This is a genomic window from Niallia sp. Kr1, assembly GCF_050389805.1.
Classification (GTDB): Bacteria; Bacillota; Bacilli; order Bacillales; family Cytobacillaceae; genus Bacillus_BD.
In genome coordinates this window covers 2,463,302-2,488,225 of record NZ_CP130945.1, presented here as the reverse complement: position 1 = coordinate 2,488,225, position 24,924 = coordinate 2,463,302, and the positions used below count along the sequence as shown (strand labels likewise).

At 39.3% G+C, this 24,924-nt stretch carries 22 protein-coding genes; 1 reads left to right on the top strand and 21 read right to left on the bottom strand.

Going from position 1 to position 24,924, the window contains the following annotated elements:
• Nucleotides 1–27 precede the first annotated feature (27 nt).
• The 13 genes from Q5760_RS12015 to Q5760_RS11955 form a co-directional block, all read right to left on the bottom strand.
• Nucleotides 28–942, bottom strand: a complete 915-nt coding sequence (locus Q5760_RS12015; RefSeq protein ID WP_428912391.1) for a catechol 2,3-dioxygenase — start codon at nt 940–942, stop codon at nt 28–30.
• Nucleotide 943: 1 nt separating this feature from the next.
• On the bottom strand, nt 944–1,354 hold the full coding sequence (locus Q5760_RS12010) for a VOC family protein (RefSeq protein WP_428912390.1): 411 nt from the start codon (nt 1,352–1,354) through the stop codon (nt 944–946).
• Nucleotides 1,355–1,475: 121 nt separating this feature from the next.
• Nucleotides 1,476–2,885: an amidase gene (locus Q5760_RS12005; RefSeq protein ID WP_428912389.1), complete on the bottom strand. Its 1,410-nt coding sequence runs from the start codon at nt 2,883–2,885 to the stop codon at nt 1,476–1,478.
• Between the two features lie 253 nt (nt 2,886–3,138).
• Nucleotides 3,139–4,419 (bottom strand): Rieske 2Fe-2S domain-containing protein, encoded by a 1,281-nt coding sequence (locus Q5760_RS12000; RefSeq protein ID WP_428912388.1) that lies wholly within the window; start codon nt 4,417–4,419, stop codon nt 3,139–3,141.
• A 206-nt stretch (nt 4,420–4,625) separates the two neighbouring features.
• Nucleotides 4,626–5,156 (bottom strand): YczE/YyaS/YitT family protein, encoded by a 531-nt coding sequence (locus tag Q5760_RS11995; RefSeq protein ID WP_428912387.1) that lies wholly within the window; start codon nt 5,154–5,156, stop codon nt 4,626–4,628.
• Nucleotides 5,157–5,484: 328 nt separating this feature from the next.
• Entirely contained in the window at nt 5,485–7,407 is a 1,923-nt protein-coding gene (locus Q5760_RS11990; RefSeq protein WP_428912386.1) for a XylR N-terminal domain-containing protein, read from the bottom strand.
• A gap of 342 nt (nt 7,408–7,749) precedes the next feature.
• Entirely contained in the window at nt 7,750–8,904 is a 1,155-nt protein-coding gene (locus tag Q5760_RS11985; RefSeq protein WP_428912385.1) for an acyl-CoA dehydrogenase family protein, read from the bottom strand.
• Between the two features lie 53 nt (nt 8,905–8,957).
• Nucleotides 8,958–9,713 (bottom strand): SDR family NAD(P)-dependent oxidoreductase, encoded by a 756-nt coding sequence (locus Q5760_RS11980; RefSeq protein ID WP_428912384.1) that lies wholly within the window; start codon nt 9,711–9,713, stop codon nt 8,958–8,960.
• Between the two features lie 343 nt (nt 9,714–10,056).
• Nucleotides 10,057–11,346 (bottom strand): TRAP transporter large permease, encoded by a 1,290-nt coding sequence (locus Q5760_RS11975; RefSeq protein ID WP_428912383.1) that lies wholly within the window; start codon nt 11,344–11,346, stop codon nt 10,057–10,059.
• Nucleotides 11,333–11,899 carry a TRAP transporter small permease gene (locus Q5760_RS11970; protein ID WP_428912382.1) on the bottom strand — a complete coding sequence of 189 codons (567 nt, stop codon included), beginning with the start codon at nt 11,897–11,899 and terminating at the stop codon, nt 11,333–11,335. Before Q5760_RS11970 ends, Q5760_RS11975 begins: the two co-directional genes overlap by 14 nt.
• A gap of 81 nt (nt 11,900–11,980) precedes the next feature.
• Entirely contained in the window at nt 11,981–13,012 is a 1,032-nt protein-coding gene (locus Q5760_RS11965) for a TRAP transporter substrate-binding protein (protein ID WP_428912381.1), read from the bottom strand.
• 15 nt (nt 13,013–13,027) lie between these two features.
• Entirely contained in the window at nt 13,028–13,390 is a 363-nt protein-coding gene (locus Q5760_RS11960; RefSeq protein ID WP_428912380.1) for a hypothetical protein, read from the bottom strand.
• A 20-nt stretch (nt 13,391–13,410) separates the two neighbouring features.
• The gene (locus Q5760_RS11955) at nt 13,411–14,613 is read right to left on the bottom strand and encodes a dipeptidase (RefSeq protein WP_428912379.1); all 1,203 of its coding nucleotides are present in this window, start codon (nt 14,611–14,613) and stop codon (nt 13,411–13,413) included.
• 311 nt (nt 14,614–14,924) lie between these two features.
• Between Q5760_RS11955 and Q5760_RS11950 the strand changes: the two genes are divergently transcribed.
• Complete coding sequence (locus Q5760_RS11950) at nt 14,925–15,101, top strand: hypothetical protein (protein ID WP_428912378.1); 177 nt, start codon at nt 14,925–14,927, stop codon at nt 15,099–15,101.
• Here the strand turns inward: Q5760_RS11950 and Q5760_RS11945 are convergent.
• The 8 genes from Q5760_RS11945 to Q5760_RS11910 all read right to left on the bottom strand — a co-directional run bounded on the left by Q5760_RS11945 (nt 15,096) and on the right by Q5760_RS11910 (nt 24,650).
• Complete coding sequence (locus tag Q5760_RS11945) at nt 15,096–16,445, bottom strand: hypothetical protein (protein WP_428912377.1); 1,350 nt, start codon at nt 16,443–16,445, stop codon at nt 15,096–15,098. The two genes, Q5760_RS11950 and Q5760_RS11945, sit on opposite strands and share 6 nt — an antisense overlap.
• Nucleotides 16,446–16,540: 95 nt before the next feature.
• Complete coding sequence (locus tag Q5760_RS11940; RefSeq protein ID WP_428912376.1) at nt 16,541–17,854, bottom strand: TRAP transporter large permease; 1,314 nt, start codon at nt 17,852–17,854, stop codon at nt 16,541–16,543.
• A 29-nt stretch (nt 17,855–17,883) separates the two neighbouring features.
• A complete protein-coding gene (locus Q5760_RS11935) occupies nt 17,884–18,387 on the bottom strand; it encodes a TRAP transporter small permease (RefSeq protein ID WP_428912375.1) in 504 nt (167 codons plus the stop codon).
• Nucleotides 18,388–18,401: 14 nt separating this feature from the next.
• A complete protein-coding gene (gene dctP / locus Q5760_RS11930) occupies nt 18,402–19,400 on the bottom strand; it encodes a TRAP transporter substrate-binding protein DctP (RefSeq protein ID WP_428912374.1) in 999 nt (332 codons plus the stop codon).
• Between the two features lie 738 nt (nt 19,401–20,138).
• Nucleotides 20,139–20,600 carry a hypothetical protein gene (locus tag Q5760_RS11925; RefSeq protein ID WP_428912373.1) on the bottom strand — a complete coding sequence of 154 codons (462 nt, stop codon included), beginning with the start codon at nt 20,598–20,600 and terminating at the stop codon, nt 20,139–20,141.
• A gap of 201 nt (nt 20,601–20,801) precedes the next feature.
• Nucleotides 20,802–21,836, bottom strand: coding sequence for an ABC transporter ATP-binding protein (locus Q5760_RS11920; protein WP_428912372.1), 1,035 nt, complete (start codon nt 21,834–21,836; stop codon nt 20,802–20,804).
• The gene (locus Q5760_RS11915; protein WP_428912371.1) at nt 21,811–23,574 is read right to left on the bottom strand and encodes an ABC transporter permease; all 1,764 of its coding nucleotides are present in this window, start codon (nt 23,572–23,574) and stop codon (nt 21,811–21,813) included. The genes Q5760_RS11920 and Q5760_RS11915 overlap by 26 nt, the downstream gene beginning before the upstream one ends.
• A 35-nt stretch (nt 23,575–23,609) precedes the next feature.
• Nucleotides 23,610–24,650 (bottom strand): ABC transporter substrate-binding protein, encoded by a 1,041-nt coding sequence (locus tag Q5760_RS11910; RefSeq protein ID WP_428912559.1) that lies wholly within the window; start codon nt 24,648–24,650, stop codon nt 23,610–23,612.
• Between the last annotated feature and the right edge of the window lie 274 nt (nt 24,651–24,924).

The window sequence follows — 24,924 nt, the reverse complement described above, 5'->3', positions numbered from 1 at the left end:
CCTTCACCTCACTTTGTAAATATAGAATTAGGTTAATGCCTTCATAAAGGATTCGGACAATTCTCTACGGTGATAGAAAATTCCGGTTCCAATTTCAGATGCATCCCATGTAATCGTCGGCATATCACGGAATGCCATATAGCCGCCAGCAAATGCTTCATTTCGGTTTCCAGAAGGATCGAAGAAGTAAATCGTTTGTCCTCGTGTAATACCATGACGAGTAGGTGTCACATCAAACGGAACTTTATGCATCGATAAGAGGTCTGCTGCTTTAAATACATCGTGTAGGGAATCCACATGAAAAGCCACATGGTGCAACTTCGCATCCGGTCCATGGACAAACGCAATATCATGTGCTTTATTACTGGAAAACAAGAAACTACCTAGTAATTGTTCTTCGCCTTCCGTTACAACTTTTTCGCTTTGTTTAAAATTAAGCACTTCGACAAAGAATCGAGTAACAGTCTTCAAATCATCTCCTGTTAGTAACAAGTGATCAAGACGATGCGGTGCAATCCCTTTTGCGGTTAATGGCCATGGATGTGGGTTGCGTGTACCCACTGCCGTACCAAGGAAACCGATTTCATAATAGAGTTCACAGTGATGACCTGTTGGTAAAATAAAATGGACCGCTTCCCCTTCGGCTAATCTTGAATGACTAGAAATACGAGAAGTGGTACAGCCAAACTCCTCAACCTTCTTTTCATAATAAGCTAAATCATCAAGGCTCTCGACCTTAAAAGCCATATGAACCAAACCCGCTTTATTCGATTTTGTAAGAATTAAACTGTGATGGTCAAATTCATCCCATGCTTTTAAATAAACACTGTTTCCTGCCCGTCCAGTTTCTTCTAATCCAATCACATTTGTATAGTAGTCTACCGATTGATCTAAATCTAGTACATTTAATTCTACACGGCCAAGACGAAGTACATTTCCCATATTAGTCCTCCTTAGATTTACTCGGTTCTTTAACTCGTTCCACTAACTGCAACAACTCACGGTTCGGTCCATGAAAAAGGATCATTCGTCCACCTTCAAGAGTGGGTTTTACGTCCTCTGAAGTAAAGGTAATATCCTTCTCCCTCAAAAATTGAATGGTCTCTTCAATATTTTCGACAGTGAATGCAAGGTGATTGACAATCCCCGTTTCACTGTATTCGCTTCCTTCTGTTAGTTGCTGAATCAGCTCAATTTCCATGCTCCGCTGTGTATCAAGATATAAAAAAGCCATTTCACGGTCAGATTTACGACCACGAAGTCGTACTTTAAACCCAAACGTTTCTGAATAAAACTGAATGGTTTCATCCATATTGCGAACGATAATCGCTACATGCTCCATTTTCTGAATCATCTTAGTCCCCTCTTATTTTACTAAGTTTATAGATAGCTAGATTGAACTCTCTTTTTTATTTCGTTTGATATAATTAACCATCAACAAGAATGAAGAATCTCACGTTGATGGAAGTTTTACACTATTGCTGTACATAATTCAAATTGTTTTTTAATGCCTGTACCCACTGCATCGATTTCTCGTAGCAGTCCCCAATTTGCAGTACTCTTTGATCAGTAAAAGGCTTTCCAATCAACTGCAATCCGACTGGCAGTTTTTCTGAAGTAAACCCACAAGCAACTGAGAGAGCCGGAAAACCGAGAATATTGGCTAACGGCGTTTTACCTAGAGTAAACATATTGCTGATCGCCATTTCCGGTACCATGGTTCCAATTTCAAACGGTGGCTGAACATTGGTTGATCCAACTAAGGCATCGATGCCATGCATTTGTTTGATCGTTTCCTTAACAAACTGTTCTCTCCTACGCTGGGCACGAAGGTAAACAGTTGCAGATATATCACTTCCAAAATCAAAACGGTATTTCAAATCATCTCCATATAAATGACCATATTTTTTCAAGAATGGTTCATGCACGGAGACGACTTCTGATTGGGCAATCGCCTTTAACGCGTTAAGGGCATCATCGATTCCTGGTAAATCAATTGGGATAATTTCCACTCCTAATGATTCGAGTTGTTGGAAGGCTTCTTCTATCACCTTTTTCACATCATCATCGATTCCGGCAAACATATAAGGTTCATAGAAACCAAGCTTAACTCCTTTTAAATCTTCTAAAGAGTCTGATAGAACATTCACCGTTTTTTTGGCAGACGCTGGATCCGATGCATCATGACCTTTCATGACCTCAAGCATAATAGCCGCATCCTGAACCGTTCTTGTCATTGGACCGACATGATCCAATGACCAACTAAATGGTAGACAGCCGCGTCTTGAAACCAGTCCGTAGGTTGGCTTAAATCCAACGGTACCACACATCGCTGCTGGTAGTCGTACAGACCCTGCTGTATCGGTTCCTACCGCTCCAAAAGCCATTCCTGTTGCGGTTGCTACCGCAGATCCCCCACTTGAGCCACCTGGAATTCTTGTCACATTCCAAGGATTCTTCGTGCTGCCATAATGTGGATTTTCTGTCGTCGCACCCATGGCAAACTCATGCAAATTCGCCTTGCCAATGATCACTGCACCGGCATCGATTAATTTTTGAACCGCTACCGCATCCTCAGAAGGAATCCAGTTATCGAAAATTTTGGAACCACCTGTTGTTTTTACACCCTTTGTTTGTAAAATATCTTTAACAGCAATAGGAATTCCGTGTAACGGTCCTCGTACTTGATTGTTCGACATCTCTGCTTCTAGTTGTCTTGCTTGGGACATTGCCTCTTCTTCCATAACCGTAATAAACGCATTCACTCTTGGTTCATGCTCAGAAATTTGTTTTAAGGTCATCTCTGTTAATTCAACCGGTGAAATCTGTTTATTTTTAATGGCATTCGCTGCGTTTTCAATCGTTTCAAAAAGAAGTTCATTCATAGCTAGTCACCTTATAACCTTCTAAACTAAAAGTAAAGGCCGGCTCTAGTATCGCTAATTCTACTTCTTCTTCATTTAAAATTGTTCGTAGATACTCTTCTAAAGTCATGCAATCCCTGCTTTCACTTCAAAATTCTCAATCTATTAAACAAGATATCAGAGGGGTGATTTCCTTTTGAAAGGAAATCACCCTACTTTCATATGGTTTGTCGTAACCTACTTAAGTCAATCTAGTTAAAGTCAAATGGATCGATTATGATTTTACCTCTTGTCCATCCACTTTAAATTGTTCCTTCATTGGAAATGCCTCTTGCCATGATTTTTGATTGCTATCATAGATTCCAGCACTATATAAATCCTTTAAGGAGTTATTATCTAACTTAAAATTCTCTGCCCCTTCTTGGAATGCTTTCACTTGCTGAAGCAATAAGCGACGCATATGAATAATTGGTAAATCACTTGTTCCAAGATGCTCCTTCGAACGGTCAACAATCGGTCCCATCGTTTCAGTTGCGGCATGGTCCTGATTAGCTATTCCACGAATACCCGTGAAGTTTCCTGTTCTTTGTAGCTCACGATCCTGAGCATAATCATTTTCAAGACTGATTTGCTTTTTGAAATGTTCATCTAGTTTTAAACCACGACGCTCATGGTTAGCTTGAACATCGATTGGTCGATCATGGGAAAATTGGACATCCCATGACCAAGTGCTATAGTCATCTCTAGGAATGAACGCATGCCACATTCCATCTTCTCCTTCAAATCTTGGCGGATACGTATAGAACGGGAAGATATAGTGAATTTCCATAAATGCGTTGTCTGTTTCGTTGCCTATTCCAACCGCTACACAACGTTTTCCATAGTTGGCATCCTCGACATCTTGCTTAACCGGTGGGTTTTTTACAAGTGGATGATCCGGATCAATTCCTAAATCTGTACTTAAAATCCCTTCACCTGTTTCTTGTTTTCCATGTGCTTTATGGAGAAACGCCGCATGGACATAATCAAGATCATTTTCCATTACTTGTGCATAGTTACATTCCTGCCAAACTCGCTCAGACATCATATAATCATCAGGCAATCCCATCCAATAAAATTCAGGGAAGTCAGGTTGAGTATCTTCTGGTCCCATATACGTCCAAACCATTCCTTTTACCTCTTTTACTGGATAGCTTTTAATTTTGATTTTCTGTCTAAACTTCGGATCTCCTTCTTCTGATGGAATCTCCGTACAATCACCATTCGTATCAAACTTCCAACCATGGTACATACAACGAAGACCACAGCCATCATTAATTCCGTAATAGAGTGATGTACCACGGTGTGGACAGGCTTCCTCCATCAAACCAATTTTCCCTTCTGTATCACGGAAGGCAATTAATTCTTCACCTAGTAATTTCACTCGTTGCGGCTTACCATCAGGCTGTAATTCATCTGATTTTAAAGCTGGAATCCAATAGCGTCGGAACAATTCTCCCATCGGTGTACCAGGACCTACTCTAGTTAATAAATGATTATCTTGTTTTGATAGCATATCAATTCCTCCATTTTATATTTACTGTGTTTTTTGAAAATTTAGATTATATGTTTATATTATTAAATCAAACGCTTTCAATCAATAGACGATTAGGTTGGAAAAAATCAATAGGATGTAACCGAAACATACAGTTCACTTGTTTTAAATACGATCTGTAATAAAAAACAGTAACTACAATTTTAACAAAAATAAAATCCCCCACCTTAAGCTAGCGGGAGACTTCTGCTAAATGTGAAATGTTGAAATAATTTTTCCATAATCGGATAAAATCGGGCCACGATCGGACCGAGTGATACAACCATAATAATGGTCCCTACACCTATTGGACCACTAAAAAGGAAAGCAAGTACGACAACAGCACCCGAAAAGATGGTCCTGGAGGTGGCGCGATTCATTCTAAATTGTTCTTCTAGAAGAAGGACCATTCCATCAGGCGGTGCTGGAGAAAACTTTGCTTGTAAATAAAGCGATACACCTAGCCCAATGAAGATTAAACCTAGACAGAGGAATAGGATCTTCCCCACCCATAGTTCAGGAATCCACACTTGTTTCGTAATAAATAACCACATATCTATTCCCATACCCGTTAAAAAAGATGAGAGAAAGGCCAATACATCGGGACGACTTCTTCGGATAACTGCCATGATGGTAACCAAAATTGCCCCTATGAGAAACTCCCAAGTGCCGACCGTTAATCCAAGTGTTTGCTGCAAACCAACTTGTAAAGAAGGCATAGGAGCAGCCCCCAACTGGGAATTAATTGAGCAACTAATCCCAAATGAGAGGCAAAGGATCCCGATTAAATAAAACGCGAGACGAACCTGGAATTGTTTACTAAACGTCAAACCAATCACCCCAATTATATATAATCCCGAAAAAAAGCTATGGGGAAAACCACATAGCAAAAATAAACCTGTACCTACTTTTTATGGATATTCCTTCCCTTTATACTCATTTCGAGAACCATGTCGTTTCCACGCGATTGTGCGTCGTTTTCAGGGATTATGTGTCATTTTATCTTATTTTCCAGGAAAAGGTCACTTTCCCATTAATGGAAGTCAATTACAAGAGGTTAAACACCATATACGTTTGTAAGGAAATTTGAATTTCAAATTTTGATGAGGCCTTCGACAAATCAACCCCTATGATCTCTTCAATTCTAGTTATTCGATAGCGCATCCCACTTATCGAAACATTCATTTCTCTTGCGGTTTTATGGAGATTGCATTCATTTTCAATATAATAATAGAGTGTCCGTATCAGTTCTGTAGAATTTTTCTCATCATAGGACTTTAAGTCAGCTAAAAACTCATGAGCATATGCCAGCAACTCCTCTGGTTTCCTTGCATCTAGCAAAATCATAATGTGTCCTAATTCATCAGCATGGACGATCGTACTGTTTATCGTATTCATCAATCGGTTTCTTGCCTTTGACACCTCAATCGCTTTAATAGACTCTTTATATCGTTTGCTGTATTGCTCAGCGTCTGTACATATTTTGCTTACTCCGATATAGACTAAATCCGTTTTTTGCTCTTTTTGGATCAAAGCATAACATTCCTCAGCGAATCTTTTGATGTCTATTTTTTTCTTATGAAGATACCCCTCTGAAATTAAAACAGTTACTTTGTTATACTTTTGCAACTTTACAAAGTTCGTGTGGAAGTGCGTTTCCTCTCGATCAAAAAAATTCATCAATGCTTTTAAGGGACTGTTCCCTTTATTTGTGTTAGGTACTTCAGATTCAGGGAAGAGGCTATAATTTGGCAGTTCGAAAGTTACCACATAATGGGGCGTATTCATGTTATAACCAAAATAAGAAAATCGTTTAACAATATCAGCCGTATTGGTCTCACTCTTAAAGAGTTCTTCCAACAAGTCCCCCTTCATTCTCTCTTCCGTTTGAATCGCTGTCCGTTCATTTAACATTTTTACGGCACAAATACTTGCAGCCCTTTCGAGAAAATCGGTTTCAGCATCTCCGAAAGGGGCCCGTTCCCGATAAATAGAAATGTAGCCATATACATCATTTTGAATAATAATTGGTGAAACGAGTAAATGCTGATGCGAAGTCATTTCATAGGACTCCGTTTGCGTCAAGACACGATCTGACACTTTTTGTTTTATAAATTCTCTCATGTTTTCCCATTGATACTCTTGAATATTTACATACGTTTCTTCCGCATAATGAGCAATGTCCTCAAAGTACTGATTCTGGATAAAAACAGGAAGACTTAAGTCATCAGCAAGGATCTTTGCAAAATCATTCATTCCCTTGTCCTGAAGGAGTGCAAACGTCAAGTTCTTGGTGATCGATGTCCCGACATGCAGAATCTCACTCTGTCTTTCCACACGACGATAGACGATATCGAGTTCATCGGCAATGTCTTGTTCTTCATAGTTAATCAAATCATCATCAATTTCAGAACCCCATTCTTCCACCGTTTTGGCCACATAGCGACACTGTTTATCGCCTTTTCCAACACATTCCGTTTCTTTAAAAATAACCCTTTTCCCCATGCACTCACTTGTATAGCCCCCGCCATAACCAATTAGAAAATAACAAATGGGCTCATGGTACAAGGCGTAATGCTGCAAATGCTGCTTGGCTTCATACGAATCAACCCAGTGACCGGAAACATGAAATGTTCCTTTCTCCATATCTACCTGAAAGTACTCTGGATAAGATAAAACACGTCCACCAATTTGGTGCATTTGTGAACCCGCTACAAGCCAATCCATATCATTCTCCCAATCAACTAGATCCTTTAACATCCTTGCTTCATTTTTCCCGCAATTCCAACCATATCGAAGAAGAAACCTTTTTGCCCTTTGGATACCCAACGTATCGATAAGGTCCTTTCTTAATACCCCCCATGCATCCGTACTTGAAATGACCATTCGCTTTTCTTGGAAATAATAATCTCCCCCATGATTAAAAAAGGAAAAAATATTTGATAACTCGTTATTTTTTGTTGATGTCAAACCGACCTACCTCTTTCCTTATAAAACTATTAATAAACGAATATTGTAAAACACAAGATATGAATGTGGTTTAAAATAATTCTGATATCATAGAAAATTTTGAACTTTCCTTTATTTTACCTTATACATCGTAGTTCTTCCATTTTTATAACTTATATTAGTAATATTTTTATAGTTTTTATTTTTATAAATATAGGGAAATGATTGAGAGGATAATCGCTAAGTTTTGGGGGTTTAAATACTTTTTATAAATTAATGATTGAATCAAAGAGCTTATCAGTATTCATCCCTGTATTTCCACACAGGGGATGAATACTGATGAAACCATCATTCAACAATTCTTTAAATGAAGCCCGGGAATGGCTTTGTACCAAGTAGTACGGAACCAGCACCGTCATACATGCCTTCGCTTAAAAATGCGTGCTGCGTTACGACCATCGCATCTCTCAAATAACGTTGAAGCGGATGCCCGTCATAGATGGCTGTAATACCAGCGAGCATGTAAGCGGATTGAACAACACTCGCACCTACACGGGTTGCCTCTGCTCCAGCTAAACGAAGCATACTTGTTTGCTCAGGAGAAACACCGTCGCCTTTTAAAATCGATTCCCATGCGGATTCAGTTGTCTCGTAGAAAAACGCTCTTGCTGATCGAAGTTTAGCTTCTGCCTCTGCTATCCCCATTCGCACATATGCGCGATCGGCCATCTTAGGGGCACCAGAAACACTATTGCGCCCAGAAGCCATTACAGAAACTTCATCAAGAGCAGCACGAGCTACACCAAGGTTCACTACTGCTAGAACCTGAGCCGCATAAGCGATCGTTGGGTACTGGAAAATCGGTTCATCTATCGTTGGAACACCGCCGCGAACAAAAGTCCATTCTTCAGGAACGAATACGTCATTCACCTTTAAATCATGACTACCTGTTCCACGCATTCCCATGACTTCCCAGTTCTCTACGATTTCCACGTCCTCAGGTCTTAATACCGCCGTTAAAGGTTTACCGCCTTCCCCAACGCCAATCCCGACACCAAGCACATCAGCGCCCTTTGAGCCACTTGCAAACTTCCAAAGACCATTCACATCATAGCCGCCTGCTACTTTCTCGGCAGGTTGAACTGGGAATAGACCGCCTGCGAAGGCAACGTCCGGTCCATCGGCATATAATTTGGCAAGTGTCTCTTTCGGCAGAGCTGCTAAGTAGACATTAGCAGAGCCAAAGCTTGCTACCCATCCTGCAGATCCGTCTGCTTCAGAGATTTTCTCGATTAGCTTAAGAAATTCTGATGGCGAAGTACCAGCCCCGCCAAAGCATTGTGGCACGTGAGCACGATAAACACCCAGTTGCTTTAGCTGTTGAATCATATCACGAGGAACATGACGCTTTGCTTCAAATTCATCCTTTCGATTTCGGATTTCATCCAGTACATGGTTTAGTAGGTCCTTACTTTGAATCTCAACAGTCATCTCTTTTTCCTCCCCATTTCGTTTCATTTTTTTCTCCTCTTTATACCAATTGGTTTCTAGCCTAAGGATTAAGCGTTGCTTTACCTCATCAGTCTTCCACCATTAATGTCGAAGGTGGCTCCAGTTGTAAATCCACCTGATTCTGAAGCTAAATAGGAAACCAAGTCAGCTACCTCCTTTGGTTCTCCTACGCGTTTAACTGGAATGCTCTCAACCATTTTTGCTATTTTTTCGGGGTCCATTTTATCCATCTCTGGCGTACGCACAGAAGCTGGAGTGACTGCATTAACAGTAATTCCATATTCCGCTAAGGATCTAGCAAAGGTTTTACTTAGGGCTATTTGACCTGCCTTTGACGCAGAATAATGAGCACCTGAAGTTAATGGACCCGCCTGACCACCGAATGAAGACATATTAATGATTCGTCCCCAGCCTCTTTCTTTCATCGCTGGAATAACGGCTTGAGAGAAAAAGAATGTGCTTTTTAAATTCACATTCATGACTTGATCCCATTCAACTTCATTAATCTCTTCGATAGACGTTTCATAACGGATCCCCGCATTATTAACGAGAATATCGATTCTTCCCCACTTCTCTACAACTTGATCAACAGCTCTTTTAATTCCGTTAATATCAGAAACATCTAATTGGACAAACATTACTTGCTCTTTATCAAATGCTTCTTGAAACTGCTGCTTTGTTTGTTCAAGATTCGCTTTGTTTCTAATGACGAAGACGACCTTTTTTTCCTCATTGACAAAATTTTCAGCAACGGCTAATCCGAGACCTTTATTTGCTCCTGTAACAATCGCAACTCTTTGCTCTTTCATTTCCATTAAACATCTCTCCTTTTGGACTCCGGCTATAAATTTGAAAAAACCAATTATTATTGAACTAAAACGTTTTCATTAGGAAGATCGATTTCATAAGAATTAGTTCATCTACAATATTTTTCTCTTTGAGTATAATATAGAATATTTAGAATAATCTAACTACAACAGTTTAGGTTTGAAAAACTAAGAAATATTAGTACGATTCATATCAGATCATTCTTATCCCGCATTTGTTATTAAAAAAAGTGCCAAAAACCGTAGAACAACCTATCCAGTACCTAGTCTAAAGTACTAAATGGCATTCTTTGGTTTCCAGACACTTTTAATGATCAAAAGATTCTGAACCTTAAACCAAAAATGTCACGATTTCTGGGAATAGGATAAGAATGGCCACAAGAATCGTGTATGTCACGATAAAATACCCAGTCCCTTTGAAAACCGTTGTGATCGGGATTTCCTTTGATATCCCTTGAACGATAAAGGCGTTCACCCCAACTGGCGGTGTAATCCCACCAAGGCTTGTTACGATACATAGAAGAATTGAGAACCAAACCGGATCGTAGCCAAGTGCAATGATCGCTGGAAAGAATATCGGAATCGATAAGATTAAGAAGCCTAACGCATCCATAATCGCCCCACCAATTACATAAATCAAAAGAATCGCAATAAGGATCACAACAGACGGTACCGCAAGATTACTAACAAATTCAGCAACTGCAAACGGAAGTCTTGTTGCCGTGATAAAACGTCCGAACACGACCGCACCTACGACTAAAAATAACACCATGGCTGTTGAACGAATCGTACTATCTAATGCATCTTTAAATCGTTGCCATGTGAATTTTCTCATCGCTATGGTTATGATCAGGGCACCAAATGCTCCAAATGCCCCAGATTCTGTTGGGGTAAATAAACCATAGAATAAGCCCCCAATAACAAAGGCAAACAAGACAAATACTGGAATAACTCCTCTTAACGATTTTATTTTTTCCTTTAAAGGAAATTTAGGTCCTGCCGGTCCCATATTAGGGTTCTTTTGGCATAGGAAGATAACCGTTAAAATCATTAGAGTAGTAAGGAGAAATCCTGGCAGTAAAACCGCAGCGAACAAATCCTGAACCGATTGCTGGGTTTGAATCGCAATAACGATTAACACGGTACTCGGCGGGATCAAGATTCCTAATGTTCCTCCCGTTGCCACACTACCTGCACTAATAGCAGGGTCATATTTATATTTTTTTAATTCAGGTAAGGCGATGGTGCCCATTGTGGCTGCCGTGGCTGTATTCGATCCACAAATGGAGGAGAAACCAGCACTCGCTAAAATGGTTGTGCTTGCCATGCCTCCTTTAAATTGTCCCAGCCACTTATAGGCTGCATCAAACAAGTTTTGCGTGATCCCAGAACGGAAAATGATTTCACCCATAAAGACATACAATGGAATAATGGCTAATGTATAACTAGAAAATTGACCCCAAATATCAGCACTAAGTACATTGAAAGCCGCTTCTTTTCCCATAAAGAGGAATAATCCAACAAATCCGACGATAAACATCGTGAAACTGACAGGCATGCGCAGAAAAATGAGAACTAATAAGGCAATAATCCCGATTAATCCGATACTAATTGGATCCATGAGTTTTCCCTCCTTTTATTTCAGCAATAAGGTCTGTTAAAAGAACGATTACGAAAACCAAAAATCCAAGAGCAGAAAGAAAAACAAATGGGTAATAGATGATCCCTAATGTTTGCGAAACATTTTGATTGCCAGATAAGGTAATCGCATATTGAAATAGTTGCCAGCCCACGATACTAAAGAAACCTAGCGAAACAAAAGCAATCACAATTCTTAGACCCTTTTGAACTACTTCAGGGAATTTTACAACAAGTAAGTCAATCTCTACATGACCACGGTGTATTTGTGTATAACCAAGTGCAAATGAAACGGAAATGGCAGCCAACCAGCCGACTATTTCGGTTGTTCCTAATATGGGGGTTGAAAAGGATCGTTTAATCCCATTGATAACAATCAGAAGCATCATCGCCATCACGGCACTTCCGGAAATCCAGGCGAATAATTGACTAACTCTTAGGGCAAATATTTTTAATGCACCCTTATCTCTTGTTTTATTTTCTATATTCAGGCTCACTGTCCCTTTTTCTGTTGTTAACTCTGTAGCTTCACTCAACTTAGATCCCTCCCGAATGCCCATTTAGATTAATAAATGATTACCCCCTAGTGAAGGTGGAATAGGGAGTAATCATTTTTTTTATTCTTGACTATATTTTTCAACAAGTTCCTTTAAACGCTCATGATATTCTTTCCCAGGTAAACCTGACTCTTCTGCTTTTTTCACGGCGTCTAACTGTAGTTTTTGACCAATTTCATCCCACTTATCTTTATCTTTAAGGGAAACGACTTCAATGTTATGTTCAGCTTCGCTCCACTTTAAGACTTCATCCACATAAGTGTCTAAATAGTCACCTGTAAAATCAGTCATTTCCTTATTTAACTCATCAATTACCGTCTTTACATCTTCAGGAAGGGAATCCCATTTACTTTTATTCATAACAGCAACGAATGTATTTAGTGTAAGTGGGTAATCAGTTACATAGTTCACCATTTCAGCGTATTTCATATCTTTTAATACTTCACGCGAAGACACATAACCATCAACAATTCCAGTTTGCAGTGCTTCTGCGACTTCCCCTTGTGACATCCCGACTGGAGAAGCTCCTAGTTCTGTAAATAAATCAGTTGTTGCACCTGAAATACGTAATTGTTTTCCTTTTACATCTGCCAAGCTTTCAACCGGCTTTTGTGATTGAATATAAGCTGGTTCTGAAGCAAAGGCTGTGATAATTTTGAAATCTTTTAACGCATCTGGTGGATACTCATTTACTAAATCGGCCACAACTTTACTGGCTACTGCTGCATTTGGGTATCCAGAAGGCATATCAGAAATCGCTAATAATGGAAATCTTCCAGGTTCATAGGTTGTTGACGATAACCCAATATCAGCAAGTCCATTCGCTACTCCATCATACATATTTTCCGCAGTCAATAAAGAGCCACCAGGGAATGTATTTACCTTTACTTTTCCATCTGTTCGTTTTTCTACTTCTTCAGCCCACTTCTCCATTTGAACGGCTGGGAAGGTTCCAGCAGGAGCAAAGAAAGCATAATTTAGTTCAATGACATCTCCACTACTTGAATTTCCGCCGCTTGATGATGAACCACTACAGGCTGTAATAATTAGCATTGTTATCGCCATTAGAATAAATAGTAATCTTCTTTTCATAGTTTCAATCCCCTTTTATTTTTCAAGTAAGAAAAACGGTCTGCCAATTACAGCCTCTAATCGGAAATACTTGTCCAAACCTGTTGCACGGAATGCATTCGTCATATCTGCAACAGTTTGTAAATCTGGAACATTATAAAGGAAGCATGCATGCCATCCAGCACTTCCCGCTGGTCCAGCTGTTAAAATGTCTCGATCAATAGTTCCTAGTAACTCGGACCCATTCTCTCTCCATGAAGCAACAATTACATTTAATTGAGGTAAAATCTTATTCGTTTTTTCCTCTCCAGTTGTGTTAAACCACCCTGTTGATTCAAAATAGAACATAACTCGTAGTGGTGATGGTACTTGTGGGGCATCATGCTTAATTCCAGCCATTTTTAAATTCCTCCTTATTTTTAAGACAATATCGTTTGTAAAACTCGTAATGCATTTCCACCGACAATTTTCTCGATTTCTTGAACCTTGTAATTTTTCTTAATCAACCATTTAATCATATTGCTCATTGCTTCGGTTGGGTTCTCTAGACCTTTGACATATGGAGAAGCATCATAATCTTGATTTCCATGTGACTCGTGAAGCGAAAGCATCGAATCAAACGCATTTTGCAGGGCAACATGGTCTCCAAAGAATGTATCAGGTCCTAATCCCACATGATCAATTCCGACTAAATCGATTAGATACTCTAAATGCTCCATAACCGATTCAATCGTATGCTCATTCGGATTTTTTGAAGAAAGTGTCGTATTTGGTGCGGCACAAACTCCAATCACTCCACCTTTCTCAGCACAGGCTAAAAGCACTTTATCTGGTTTCATTCTAGGTGAATCCCAGACTTTTCTTGCTCCCGCATGAGTAATCATGACAGGAGACTGACTTGCTTCTATCACATCTAGGCTTGTTCGATCTCCACAATGAGAGATATCGATGACCATTCCTAGCGTGTTCATTCTTTCAACTACTTTTCTACCAAACTTCGTTAATCCGCCATCAAAGCTTTCCGTTAATCCAGAGCCTAGTGTATTGGCGTCATTATACGTAATTCCCATACAGCGAATGCCGAGTCCATACAGAACATCTACTCGATCCACTTCATTTTCAAGAATGCTAGCCGCTTCTAATGAAGGCAGAATCGCTACTTTCTTTGATATTTTCGCTTCCTCAAGGTCTTTGTAGGTTTTAGCCAGATAGACTGTATCCTGTTTGGCTATGTCACAATAACGAATACCCAATGTTAAAATCACATCGTCCCACTTAAGCCCATTTTGAGAGGTAATAATGGAAATCCCATCCATAAAATTCTCAAAGATCACATCAACACCGGAACGTGCTAAACCCTCATAATCAAATTCTGTATGAAGCTGGCGACAATATGAAATGATATCGTCGGGATTTTTCGGAACTATAAAACCATGGTCCCTTAGTGAAACGATCGGATAGTATTTTTGAATCGTATCGAAAATGCGTTTCTCCGAATCCAATAGCTTCATCTCATAAGTTTGCCGGTATCTTTCCGATTGAGGGAGAGGATACGGTTTATAGTGTTTTCCCGGTGTTAAATATTGAAAGGATCGGTATCCGTCATACTGTTTTTCTGTCATCATCTTCCCCCCTGTTAGTGAAATTATTGTCTACAATCGGTTCCTTGTAACCGTTAACACTTCATGCAATTAAAAGAAAACACATCGTGTTAATTGGATAACTAGACACAATTTTTGAGGCAGTTACAATCCGTTGTTCTCTCCTTCACGACCATTCACTTATGCGAAAAATGGATCTTTCTGTATTCTCTTGCTAGTTTATATCATAGAATATTCTAAAAGTTCTGACTACAGCACAATCAGTTGGAAATACATGTTTCAATTCATATGAATCGTACAGTGAGACAGAGGGAGAGGTTCCTTGACCTGAAATGGCAACAACTGATACATGGTTTTCAGCTGTTTGGTTAATTACAAGGGACCTGTCAACCTTTCACTTATTGAAAAATAGAGATCAAGCAGTGATACATGATCACGGTTCTTATGTTTCAATAGATAAGAATGTGGCGAAACGCCCAGAACCGTCCCCCTGTTTCATATCACTATAGTAGAAGCAGATAAGCGATAACATCTACCGTTATAATTAGACAGATGGTATATCCCAAATTCCATCGAACTAGTCGAATGGGATTGATTCCGATTATATTTGTCATCATAGATGAAACTACATTAAATGGATTGACCATTAATAACGCTAATAATGTTGCAATTAATAAAAAGGCAAGACCATTTTCATTCCCAATAAAAAATGGATTTAAGATTTGGGCTAACAAAACAATTAAGACAACAGCATGGATCCCTAAGTAAGATAAAAACCACAGGACCAAAGATACGAAAATACAAAAAATAAACAAATGCATAAAATCAAACTGGGTCACTAATATTTCATTTAGAAAGCTGAATACAGGTGATTTTTGTACCATCGTTAGGAAAAAGCTGGCTGATAGAAAGAGAATATTAAAGTTTGCCATTTTTATCACACCTTCTGGCCACGTTTTTTTCAGCCTCCGAATGAGAATGGGAAACTTACGAATACACATACTCCATATTAAAGAAAATGGTGCCAAAATGAAAATGATCGAAATCAGCATACCAAAACCTAATAGACGATTCGTTAACATAACCATCGCGAATAGCACCAAGATGACGAGTAATAATTGTCCTGATTTTTGTAGTTCTTTTTTGGGAAATGCCTCGATCGGTTTTTCTTCAAATTCATGGATTAATATAGTATATTTTTTTCTTTGCAAGAACCAATCGAAGGTCAAAAAACAGATACTGACCCCTAAAAGAATAGGCAAAATCACTCCATAATCGGCATTCGTTACATCTACTCCGACAAGCACCACCATTTCAATCGGACTCCAAAAGAGTGCGAGAGCAAATGGACGTATCATCGAACTGTTTAAAAAATGCTGTTTCAATTCATTCGTGATAACGGGTATTTTTTTACCAAAACTATGTGCACCAATCGGAATTGCAGCAATCGCTAAAAAGACACTTAAAATATAGACCCCCAATGAGGTTCGACAGTATACACCATGTACGGTTTGCACGCGATAATGAAGCAATTTATTCATGGACTTGTCATACTTCCCTACTCGTATGATGCTTTGTATAAAAGGCAGGACGACAAATAAACCAAGGATACCAGCCATTTGATGGAAGGCTGTTCGCAATATATCAAGCTCGAAAGATGAATAAGACCATAACCAAATCCCAATTAGTAGGAAAATACATCCAACCGTACGGTATAACCGATTTGCTTGCTTGAATGAAAACACAATAGATAGGATCGCAAAAGTTAATATAAGGGTATCAATGATTCGAACATTCATAAACAATTGGGTCAAATATAAAATAGGTACTGCAGCATAAACGAAAACTCTCACAAGCACCCTTCTTTCAAAAGTCTATTTTTTCAACCTATTGTTCTCTTACAATAAAAAACTCTGGGATTTCCCAGAGTTTTGTCGCTGTTCACCCCTTAGGCTTTCATAAAGCCTGTCAACCAAGTGGCTAGTGAAGGGAACAAGATAATTAAAACGATTAGGACTAAATTCAAACCAATAAACGGTAAGATCGCCTTATAAATTTGACCCATCGAATAATGTGGTGCCGCAGCTTTAATAGCAAATAAGTCCATCCCAAATGGCGGCGTCATCGTAGCCATTTGCATGTTGATTAAGAAAATGACACAGAACCAAATCGGGTCGATTCCCATTGCGCTAACAATTGGCATCACAACTGGCAATGTCATCATCATAATTGACATCGGTTCAAGGAAACAGCCTAGAACAATTAATACAAGTTGTATTAAAATGATTAGCATGATTGGCGTCAAATCTAATGTTGAAACAGTTTGCACCAGACCTTGCGTAACACCTGTAAAACTTAGAATTTGACTAAAAGTCGTCGATCCAACCATAATCATCAGGATCATTACCGTCATTCTTGCTGTTCCAGTTAAGGATTCCCATAATAGTTTCCATGTGAACTTACGATAAGCAATCGCCATGACGGTTGTCCCAGCAGCACCTAGTACAGCAGATTGAGTTGGCGTTGCAATTCCAAGAATAATCACACCTAATACTAAAAAAACGATAAAGCCGAGAGGAAAGATATACTTAAAGAAATCCGTTATCTTTTCCTTTATGCTATAGGTTTCAACTTCATAAGATGGTGCTAAGTCAGGTTGCAGAAAACAACGCACAATAATGTAAGTTAAAAAAAGCACAGCAAGAATCAAACCTGGAACAACAATCGCTACGAGAAACGTTCCAACTGGGACACCCGCAAGTGTTGCCATTAAAACACCAAGTGCAGTAGGAGGGATTAAAATGGCTAAACCTGCACTACCTGTAATAGGACCTAAAGTCATAGCAGAATTATAGCGATGTTTGTCCATTTCAGGAACTAGAAGGGATCCAAGCAACGAGGTAGTTGCGACACTTGATCCACATAGTACAGCAAACAATGTTCCGCTACCAACAGCCAAAATACTCAATCTCCCTGGAATTTTCCCCATCCATTTTCCCAATGCGTTAAATACTTGTGTTCCAATCCCTGTTCGAAACATAATTTCTCCCATAAAGAGGAACATTGGAATTGCAAGCAAGGAAAATAATGAGATCGATTTAAACATATTTAAAGGCAATTGTTGTAATCCCGAAGAGCCGCCCCATAAAAGATACACGCCTACAATATCGATAATCAAAAAGGAAAAGATAATGGGTATACCTAATGCAAACAAGATGATTAACGCTAAGAATATTAAAGGTAAAACAATATACCATTCCATTGTGCTCTAACCCCCACTCACTTGTTTGTTTAGCTCTTTAACAAAGCTTTGAAATTTGTTATATGCTGGATAGAGCGACGAATCAACTGTATGGCAAGCAAGGCAAATCCAACTGGTATAGAAGCGATAAAAATCCATCTTGGCCATTGTAGGACAGATTCAAATAGTGCTCCTTTTTCATAAAGACTGATAACCACCTCAATACCTGACCACACAATTACTAAAGAAACAAGGAGACATATAATAGAAACAAATATTTCGAGAAACGATCTTATTTTCTTCGGTAATTTCTCTAGTACCATTTCAAATCGCAAATGTCCTTCCTCTCTCATCAGCCAACCCGCTCCTAAAAAGGCTATAAAAGCTAGCGCATATTCAGAAACCTCCAATGCCCACTGTAGGGGGGCATTGAAGAAATATGTCATGATAACATCTAGAATTACAATGACGATTAAAAGGGACATGAGTACATTTACGATCGCTAGGCAACCATCAAACAATCGGTCTAGCACATTCTTTTTCTCTTTTATCATTACTCATTCACCCTTTATTCGCTTAATTTGCGTAGGTTCTCCACTTCATCTGGAATTTCAGACTTTAGATAATCCCACTCTACATCATAGGCTTTATCTATCATTTCTTTCGCATCTTCCTCTGGTAATGTAATAAATTCAACTCCAGCTTCAGCTAACACTTCTCTTTCTTTTTGTTCAGCTTCCGTATGGTAATCGACCATATAACGTTCAAATTCTGCAGTGGCTGTTTGAATGGCTTTTTGTTGTTCTTCTGAGAGTGAATCCCATTTATCTGGATTCATAATAATGGCACAGTTCGCATTCCAAAATGGATGATCTAATACATATTTAGATGAATCGGTCCATCCATTTTTATGAGGACCACTTAATCCGCCAAACGCAAACCCTTCCACTACGCCTGTTTGAAGAGATGTATATACCTCACCTGGATCAATAATAACGGTTTTGATTCCTAAACTATCGAAATAACGAGTGTAGTTTCCTGTAGCTCTTATCTTTTTATTTTTTAAATCTGCTAAACTGCTAATTGGTTCATTTAACCAAATTTGTGGAGAAGTATTCAACCATCGTCCTAGGTAAACTAAATCAATCTTTTTATGAGCATCTACCATTGCTTCATAGAAACCGCTTTCTCTTTCTTCCCATGGTTCTAATTTAGAAAGAGGCATCGCTTGAACAGCACGGTTTTGCGATTCATATTGACCTGTGTGAGCAGCAATTACCATATCAATAACACCCGTTTGGACAGCATTTGCTTGCTCTCCGACCGGGATAATATCAGCACCGCCGCGCCAATTAATTTTAACTTCACCATTTGTGGCTTCTTCGACCATTTTGACATATTCATTGAGAGGTTGAACCAATGGATCATCTTTTGGTAAGAAACTTACAGCATTAATGGTGATGCTATCCCCTGAGCTTTCTGATGAGGAAGAGGTAGAATCAGAAGAACAAGCTGCCAAGAATATGACTAATAAAATTAGGGAAAATCTACTTAAAACTTTTTTCATTGTTTTGGTACCCCCTTGGATATAGTTGTTATTTAGTTGTGAAGTAATATTACAACTGGGTTTTAACGGATTACCATCTTCCTTTGTGAAAATGATAAGGTTAAGCAATATGCATTTTTACACTTTTTTATTGAATGATCTGTGTAGCTATTTCCACCCCACCTTGTCAAATTGTTCATTCTGATGACTCCCCTTAAAGACCCATCATTATGAGAAAAATGGCTCTTTCTGTAGTTTATATAATAGAACATTCCGAAAATTCTGACCACAACACAACCAGTCGGAATTACAAGTCCTCATTCATACGAATCGTACAGTGAGACAGAGGGTTCCTTGCCCCAATTAAAAAATTGAAACAATTAACAGTGTTTTCAGCAATTTGGTTAATATCAAGAGTTTTGACAACCCTGTACTTGATGAAAAAATATCAGCAGTCAAATAAGGTCACCATTCTCATGTTTAAATAAGTAAAAATGTGGCTAAACGGCAGAACCGAACTCTGTTTCGTACCGGTAGAAATAAAATCAAAAAAGCACATTAAGCAATTAATCTCGCTCAATGTGCTTTATTTTAAAAAATGAAACATGAGGTCTGTTCTCGGGTTTCAATAGATTTGGTACTAGTGCGAATAACACAGAACCGCCTCCCTACTGTTTGACCGCTTTTTAAAAATCTCCCTAAATTCATATATTAGTAGAAGAAGTACAGACTCCTTGTCTCACTGCTTGTTTTTCCCGTTTAAACACAAGTAAATGATTGAACTTGCCTCAAACTAGTTCCAAAAAACACCCATCTATAACCGGTCCAACGCCATCCTGATACAGATGTTCGACCTACAAAAGTTGGATAGAACCAGAATTGTTCACGATTTCTTAGCCATATATAGGTATATCTAAATAAACATCCACGAATGCTGCCAGGATCCACAGCAAAGGTTCCAGCTTGCTGTTGTTGAGTTTGTGCTGGAACAAAGGTTGGTGGTGGTGCACTCGGAGGTCCTGATTGGGCTCCTTGTCCCCCGCCTTGCCCAGGGAATCCGGGTGGTCCAGGTGGTGGTCCCATTGGTCCTCCTGGTGAAGGGAAAGACGGGAATGATCGATCATCAAAAAACTCAGGAACATCATATTCAGAATAATAAGTTGTTTCACTTGTTGGGTCATACGGATGATAATAATCGGCATGAAAATGATATGGATACATAAAGGCACTCCTTTTTTGATTTCTACACCATCCTATTCAAATGAAACTATATATTCAACTTGTACCCCGTTAAGTGTGTATATGCCTATTATCAGTTAAGAAACAAAGGGACGGTTCTCGCGTTTCAAATTGAAATAATACGGTGAAACACCCAGAACCGTCCCCCTGTTTCAAATGCGGTGAAACAATAGAACCGTTGTTTTAAATCTTCAAACTTACTTTTTCTCCTGGTTTGTACCGTTTTTGGGTTGCGGAGGTTGTTACGTTGATATTGCGTTCTTTGATTAAGATGCTATAGTGGATTTCGTTTCCTTGGAATTGTGAGTATTGGACTTCTCCTATGATTTCATTCTGTGCTGGATGGTCTATTGTCCATTGTTCTGGTCTTACAGGGAAAACTTGTTGCTCTTTCAGCTCTGGAGGAATACCGATATCCTTCCATGAGACTCCTGGAAATTCGTCTGGAACAAAGGTAGCCTCTGACACCCACTTCCCCTTGATGATAGTGCTTTTTCCTACAAAAGTTGATACAAAGATCGATTTAGGCTTACTGTAGAGAATTTCCGGTGGATCGACTTGTTGGATTTCCCCATGATTCATTACGACAATTCGATCAGCCATCGCGAGTGCCTCTCCTTGATCATGGGTGACAAACACAATCGTCGTCCCTAATTGACGATGGATTCGTTGAATTTCCTTTCTCATTTCCATTCTTAATTCAGCATCTAAGGCACTAAGTGGCTCATCCATTAATAAAAGATTTGGTTTTGGTGCAATTGCTCGAGCAAGAGACACTCTTTGCCTTTGACCTCCAGATAGTTCGGATGGGTAGCGTTTCCTTAACTTTTCTAAACCTACCATTTCCAACACTTGGTTGACAACTGCATCTTGTGCAGATTTGTCCAATATTTTCCCGTAATGATGATGCTTCAATGGAAAATAAACATGTTCCTCAACAGTCATATGTGGCCAAAGCGCATGGGATTGAAACACCATACTGATATTTCGTTTTTCAGGAGGAATTAATGTTTTATCAGACGCAATCAATTGCCCATCCAACAGGATCTGCCCTGATGATGGCTGCATAAACCCTGCTAAAAGCTTCAACAATGTCGTTTTCCCACATCCGGATGGTCCAAGGATGGCGACAAATTCATTTTCCTGTAATTGAAGATTAATATTTTTTAAGGCAGTAAAATCGCCGTATTGTTTACTGATTTCTTGAAGTTGTATCATCTGTTTTGATCACCCTTTTTTCCCACATTTTATTAACAATTATATAGAGGATCCCAGCCAGCAGAATTGCGAGAACAATGATGCTCGAAAACGCCGTTGAATGAGTGCTAAACCCACCTTGTTCATAACTAAAGATCACAACGCCAATCGTTTCAGAGCCGCTTGACCACAGTAAACTTGAAACCGTTAATTCGGTTAATGCCGTAAGAAAGACAAGCAAGGCACCGCCCATGACGCCAGGTAATAACAATGGCATGAGGATTTTTTGCCATTTCACCCACACTCTTGCGCCAGACACACGTGCAGCTTCTTCCATGGAAGGATCTAATTGCGAGAATGCCGCAGCACTGCCACGAACTTGTAAGATCGTAAATCTTGTCACATACGCAATGAGTAAAATCCATATCGTCCCATATATACCTGGTTGCCAGCCGGGAATAGGCTGAAGCCACATTAAAATGATCGATAAGGCAAAAACAGTACCTGGAAGAGCATATGGAATTGTAACCAGAACTTCTGTTACCTTTATGAGAAACGAAGGCTTTTTAAAGCGAATATATGCAATCGCTGTTCCGATGATGAGACAGCAAAGCAACGTTACTGAAGCCAGTAATAAACTATTTCCTACTGCATTCATGACTTTTTGGTCTTCAAACAAAATGAATCGATAATTCTTTAATGAGAGGTTTTCCCATTTTAACGGTAAACCATAGGCTTTGATGAACGATGTGGCACCCATCGTTAGAAAAGGGATGAAACTTGTTAAAAGGATAAACCCCCAGAGGCAACATTCGACGGTAAGACGTTTGCGATTCGATAAAAAATAACGCGGCTCCATTTCCATTTTCGTCGTTTCGTTTACTTTACTTTTTCGCACAATGACCCATTGAACAATCGTTCCAATAATAGCAATCACTCCGAGCAAAACAGACAGAACAGAAGCCCTTGCAAATGCGCTTGGTCCATACCCAATCACCTGCTCATAAATATACGTACTTAGCACGCGAATATTCGCCGGGATTCCTAAAAAGGCTGGAATGCCAAAGTTATCTAAACTGGATAGAAAAGCGAGTAATCCCCCACCGGCAATTCCTGGTAGTGCCATCGGGAGTACAATTTTCCGAAAAATCGTTCCGTTTGAAGCTCCCCCTACCTTTGCGGCATCCTGAAGTTCTCTTGGTATTTTCCGAAAAATCGCCACACTGAATAAATAGACAAGTGGAAAATGAGTGATTCCTAACATAAAGATAATGCCTTCCATACTATACAGATTCAAATTAGGAGCCTCAATCGATAAAAGCTCAAATATCGCTTGAATCGGTCCATTTTTTCCAAGAAATTGAACCCAGGCAAGCGTTGTGATGTAGGATGGGATAATAAATGGCAGAAAGATTAATAATTGGATCCACTTTTTCCCTCTAATATTGACATAGGCCATAATCCATGCCAATAAAACGCCCACTACAAGTGCAATCAGCGTACTGATCACCGTAATGATGACGGTACTTTGCACCGTTTTCCACGTAATAGGATTTGATAAAACCTCTTCATACATCGCTAAGCTTAGTCCATCTTCAGAAGAAATGCTTAGCCAGACCAACCGGATAATCGGCAATATAAATAGAAAAACGATGAGAACAAAACCTACTAATCCATAGCAGCTTCTAAAGAATGAAGAAAAGGAAAACGAGTATGACCTACTCGTTTTCCTTTCCGTTTGTAGATGCTGTGGAATCATATGTCCACTTCCTTTGCTGTCAATACTAAAATTGATTATTGTGCCGTCATTTCTTCAAATTTCTTTTTGTCATCTTCTCTTGCTTTGTACAGCTCTTTCATATCAGCCGAAATAACGGTTAATTCTTCAATTGTCTTTAACCCTTCAGGAGCTTCTACTCCTTCACGGATTGGTGAGTAGCCAAGTTCAGCTGCTAATTCTTGTCCTTCTTCTGATAAAACGTAGTCAACAAAGCTTTGCGCAGCTGCTTCATTATCAGTGCCATTCATAATTCCAATTGGTTCTGTAATAACTGGAACCCCTTCTGATGGGTAAACAAACGCAACAGGAGAGCCTTCTTGTGCCGCACGCGCAACAAGATAATCAACAATCATCCCATAATCCTTCTCGCCGCCTGCTACTCCTTTTAACACATCCCCGTTTCCTTTTGTTACTTGTACATCGTTAGCTTGAATTTTCTCATAGAATTCCCAGCCAAAGTTATCTTGGCGAGTTAAAACCCCAAGGTTATAGGCTGCCGCGCCAGAATATAACGGACTTGGCATAATAATTTTCCCCTTAGAGTCTTCAGCTGTTAGAACGTCCCAGCTCGTTGGTAACTCTTTTACGTTTTCTGTATTTACAGCAATTCCAGTCGTCATGACTTTTGTTCCATAATACATGCCGTCTGGATCCACGAATTCATCAGGAATGCCCTCAGCCTCCTTGGATTCATAGGCTGCAAGCATGTCCTCTTCTTTCAGGCTTTCAAATGTAACGGCATCAGCAACAAGTAGCACATCAGCTTGGACATCCCCCGCTAATTTTTCAGCTTGAATCTTCGAAATCACTTCTTCAGTACCAGAACGGAAGATTTCAACTTCTACATCTGGATATTTCTCATTAAATCCTTCTACTAATTTAGCTGCATCCGCGTCAGGCTGTGATGTATAGAAATTCAAGGTTCCTTCTACCTTGGCATCGGTATTTTCCGATTCTCCTTGGTTCGTAGATTCTGTGGAACCCTCTTCTGTAGACGTTGCGGTATTCCCACACGCAGCCATAAACATCATGAATAAACTAATGAATAAGACCATTGTCCATTTTTGTTTCACGTTACTTCCCCCTCTGTTGCAAATAGATTTCTCGTTAACTGATGTATTCTAGAACAAAAAATACAATACTATTTAAATATATAAAACCTATGTAAATGCAGTTTAATCATTAAGTAAATATTTGCAAATTTTAAGTTAAGAAGAAACAAGGGGACGGTTCTCATTGTTTCAGAAAGAGTTATGAAATACTAGAATTAGTCCCTGCCTATAAAATGAATTAATCTACAATCACTTTAATCCATTGTTGGAATGCTTG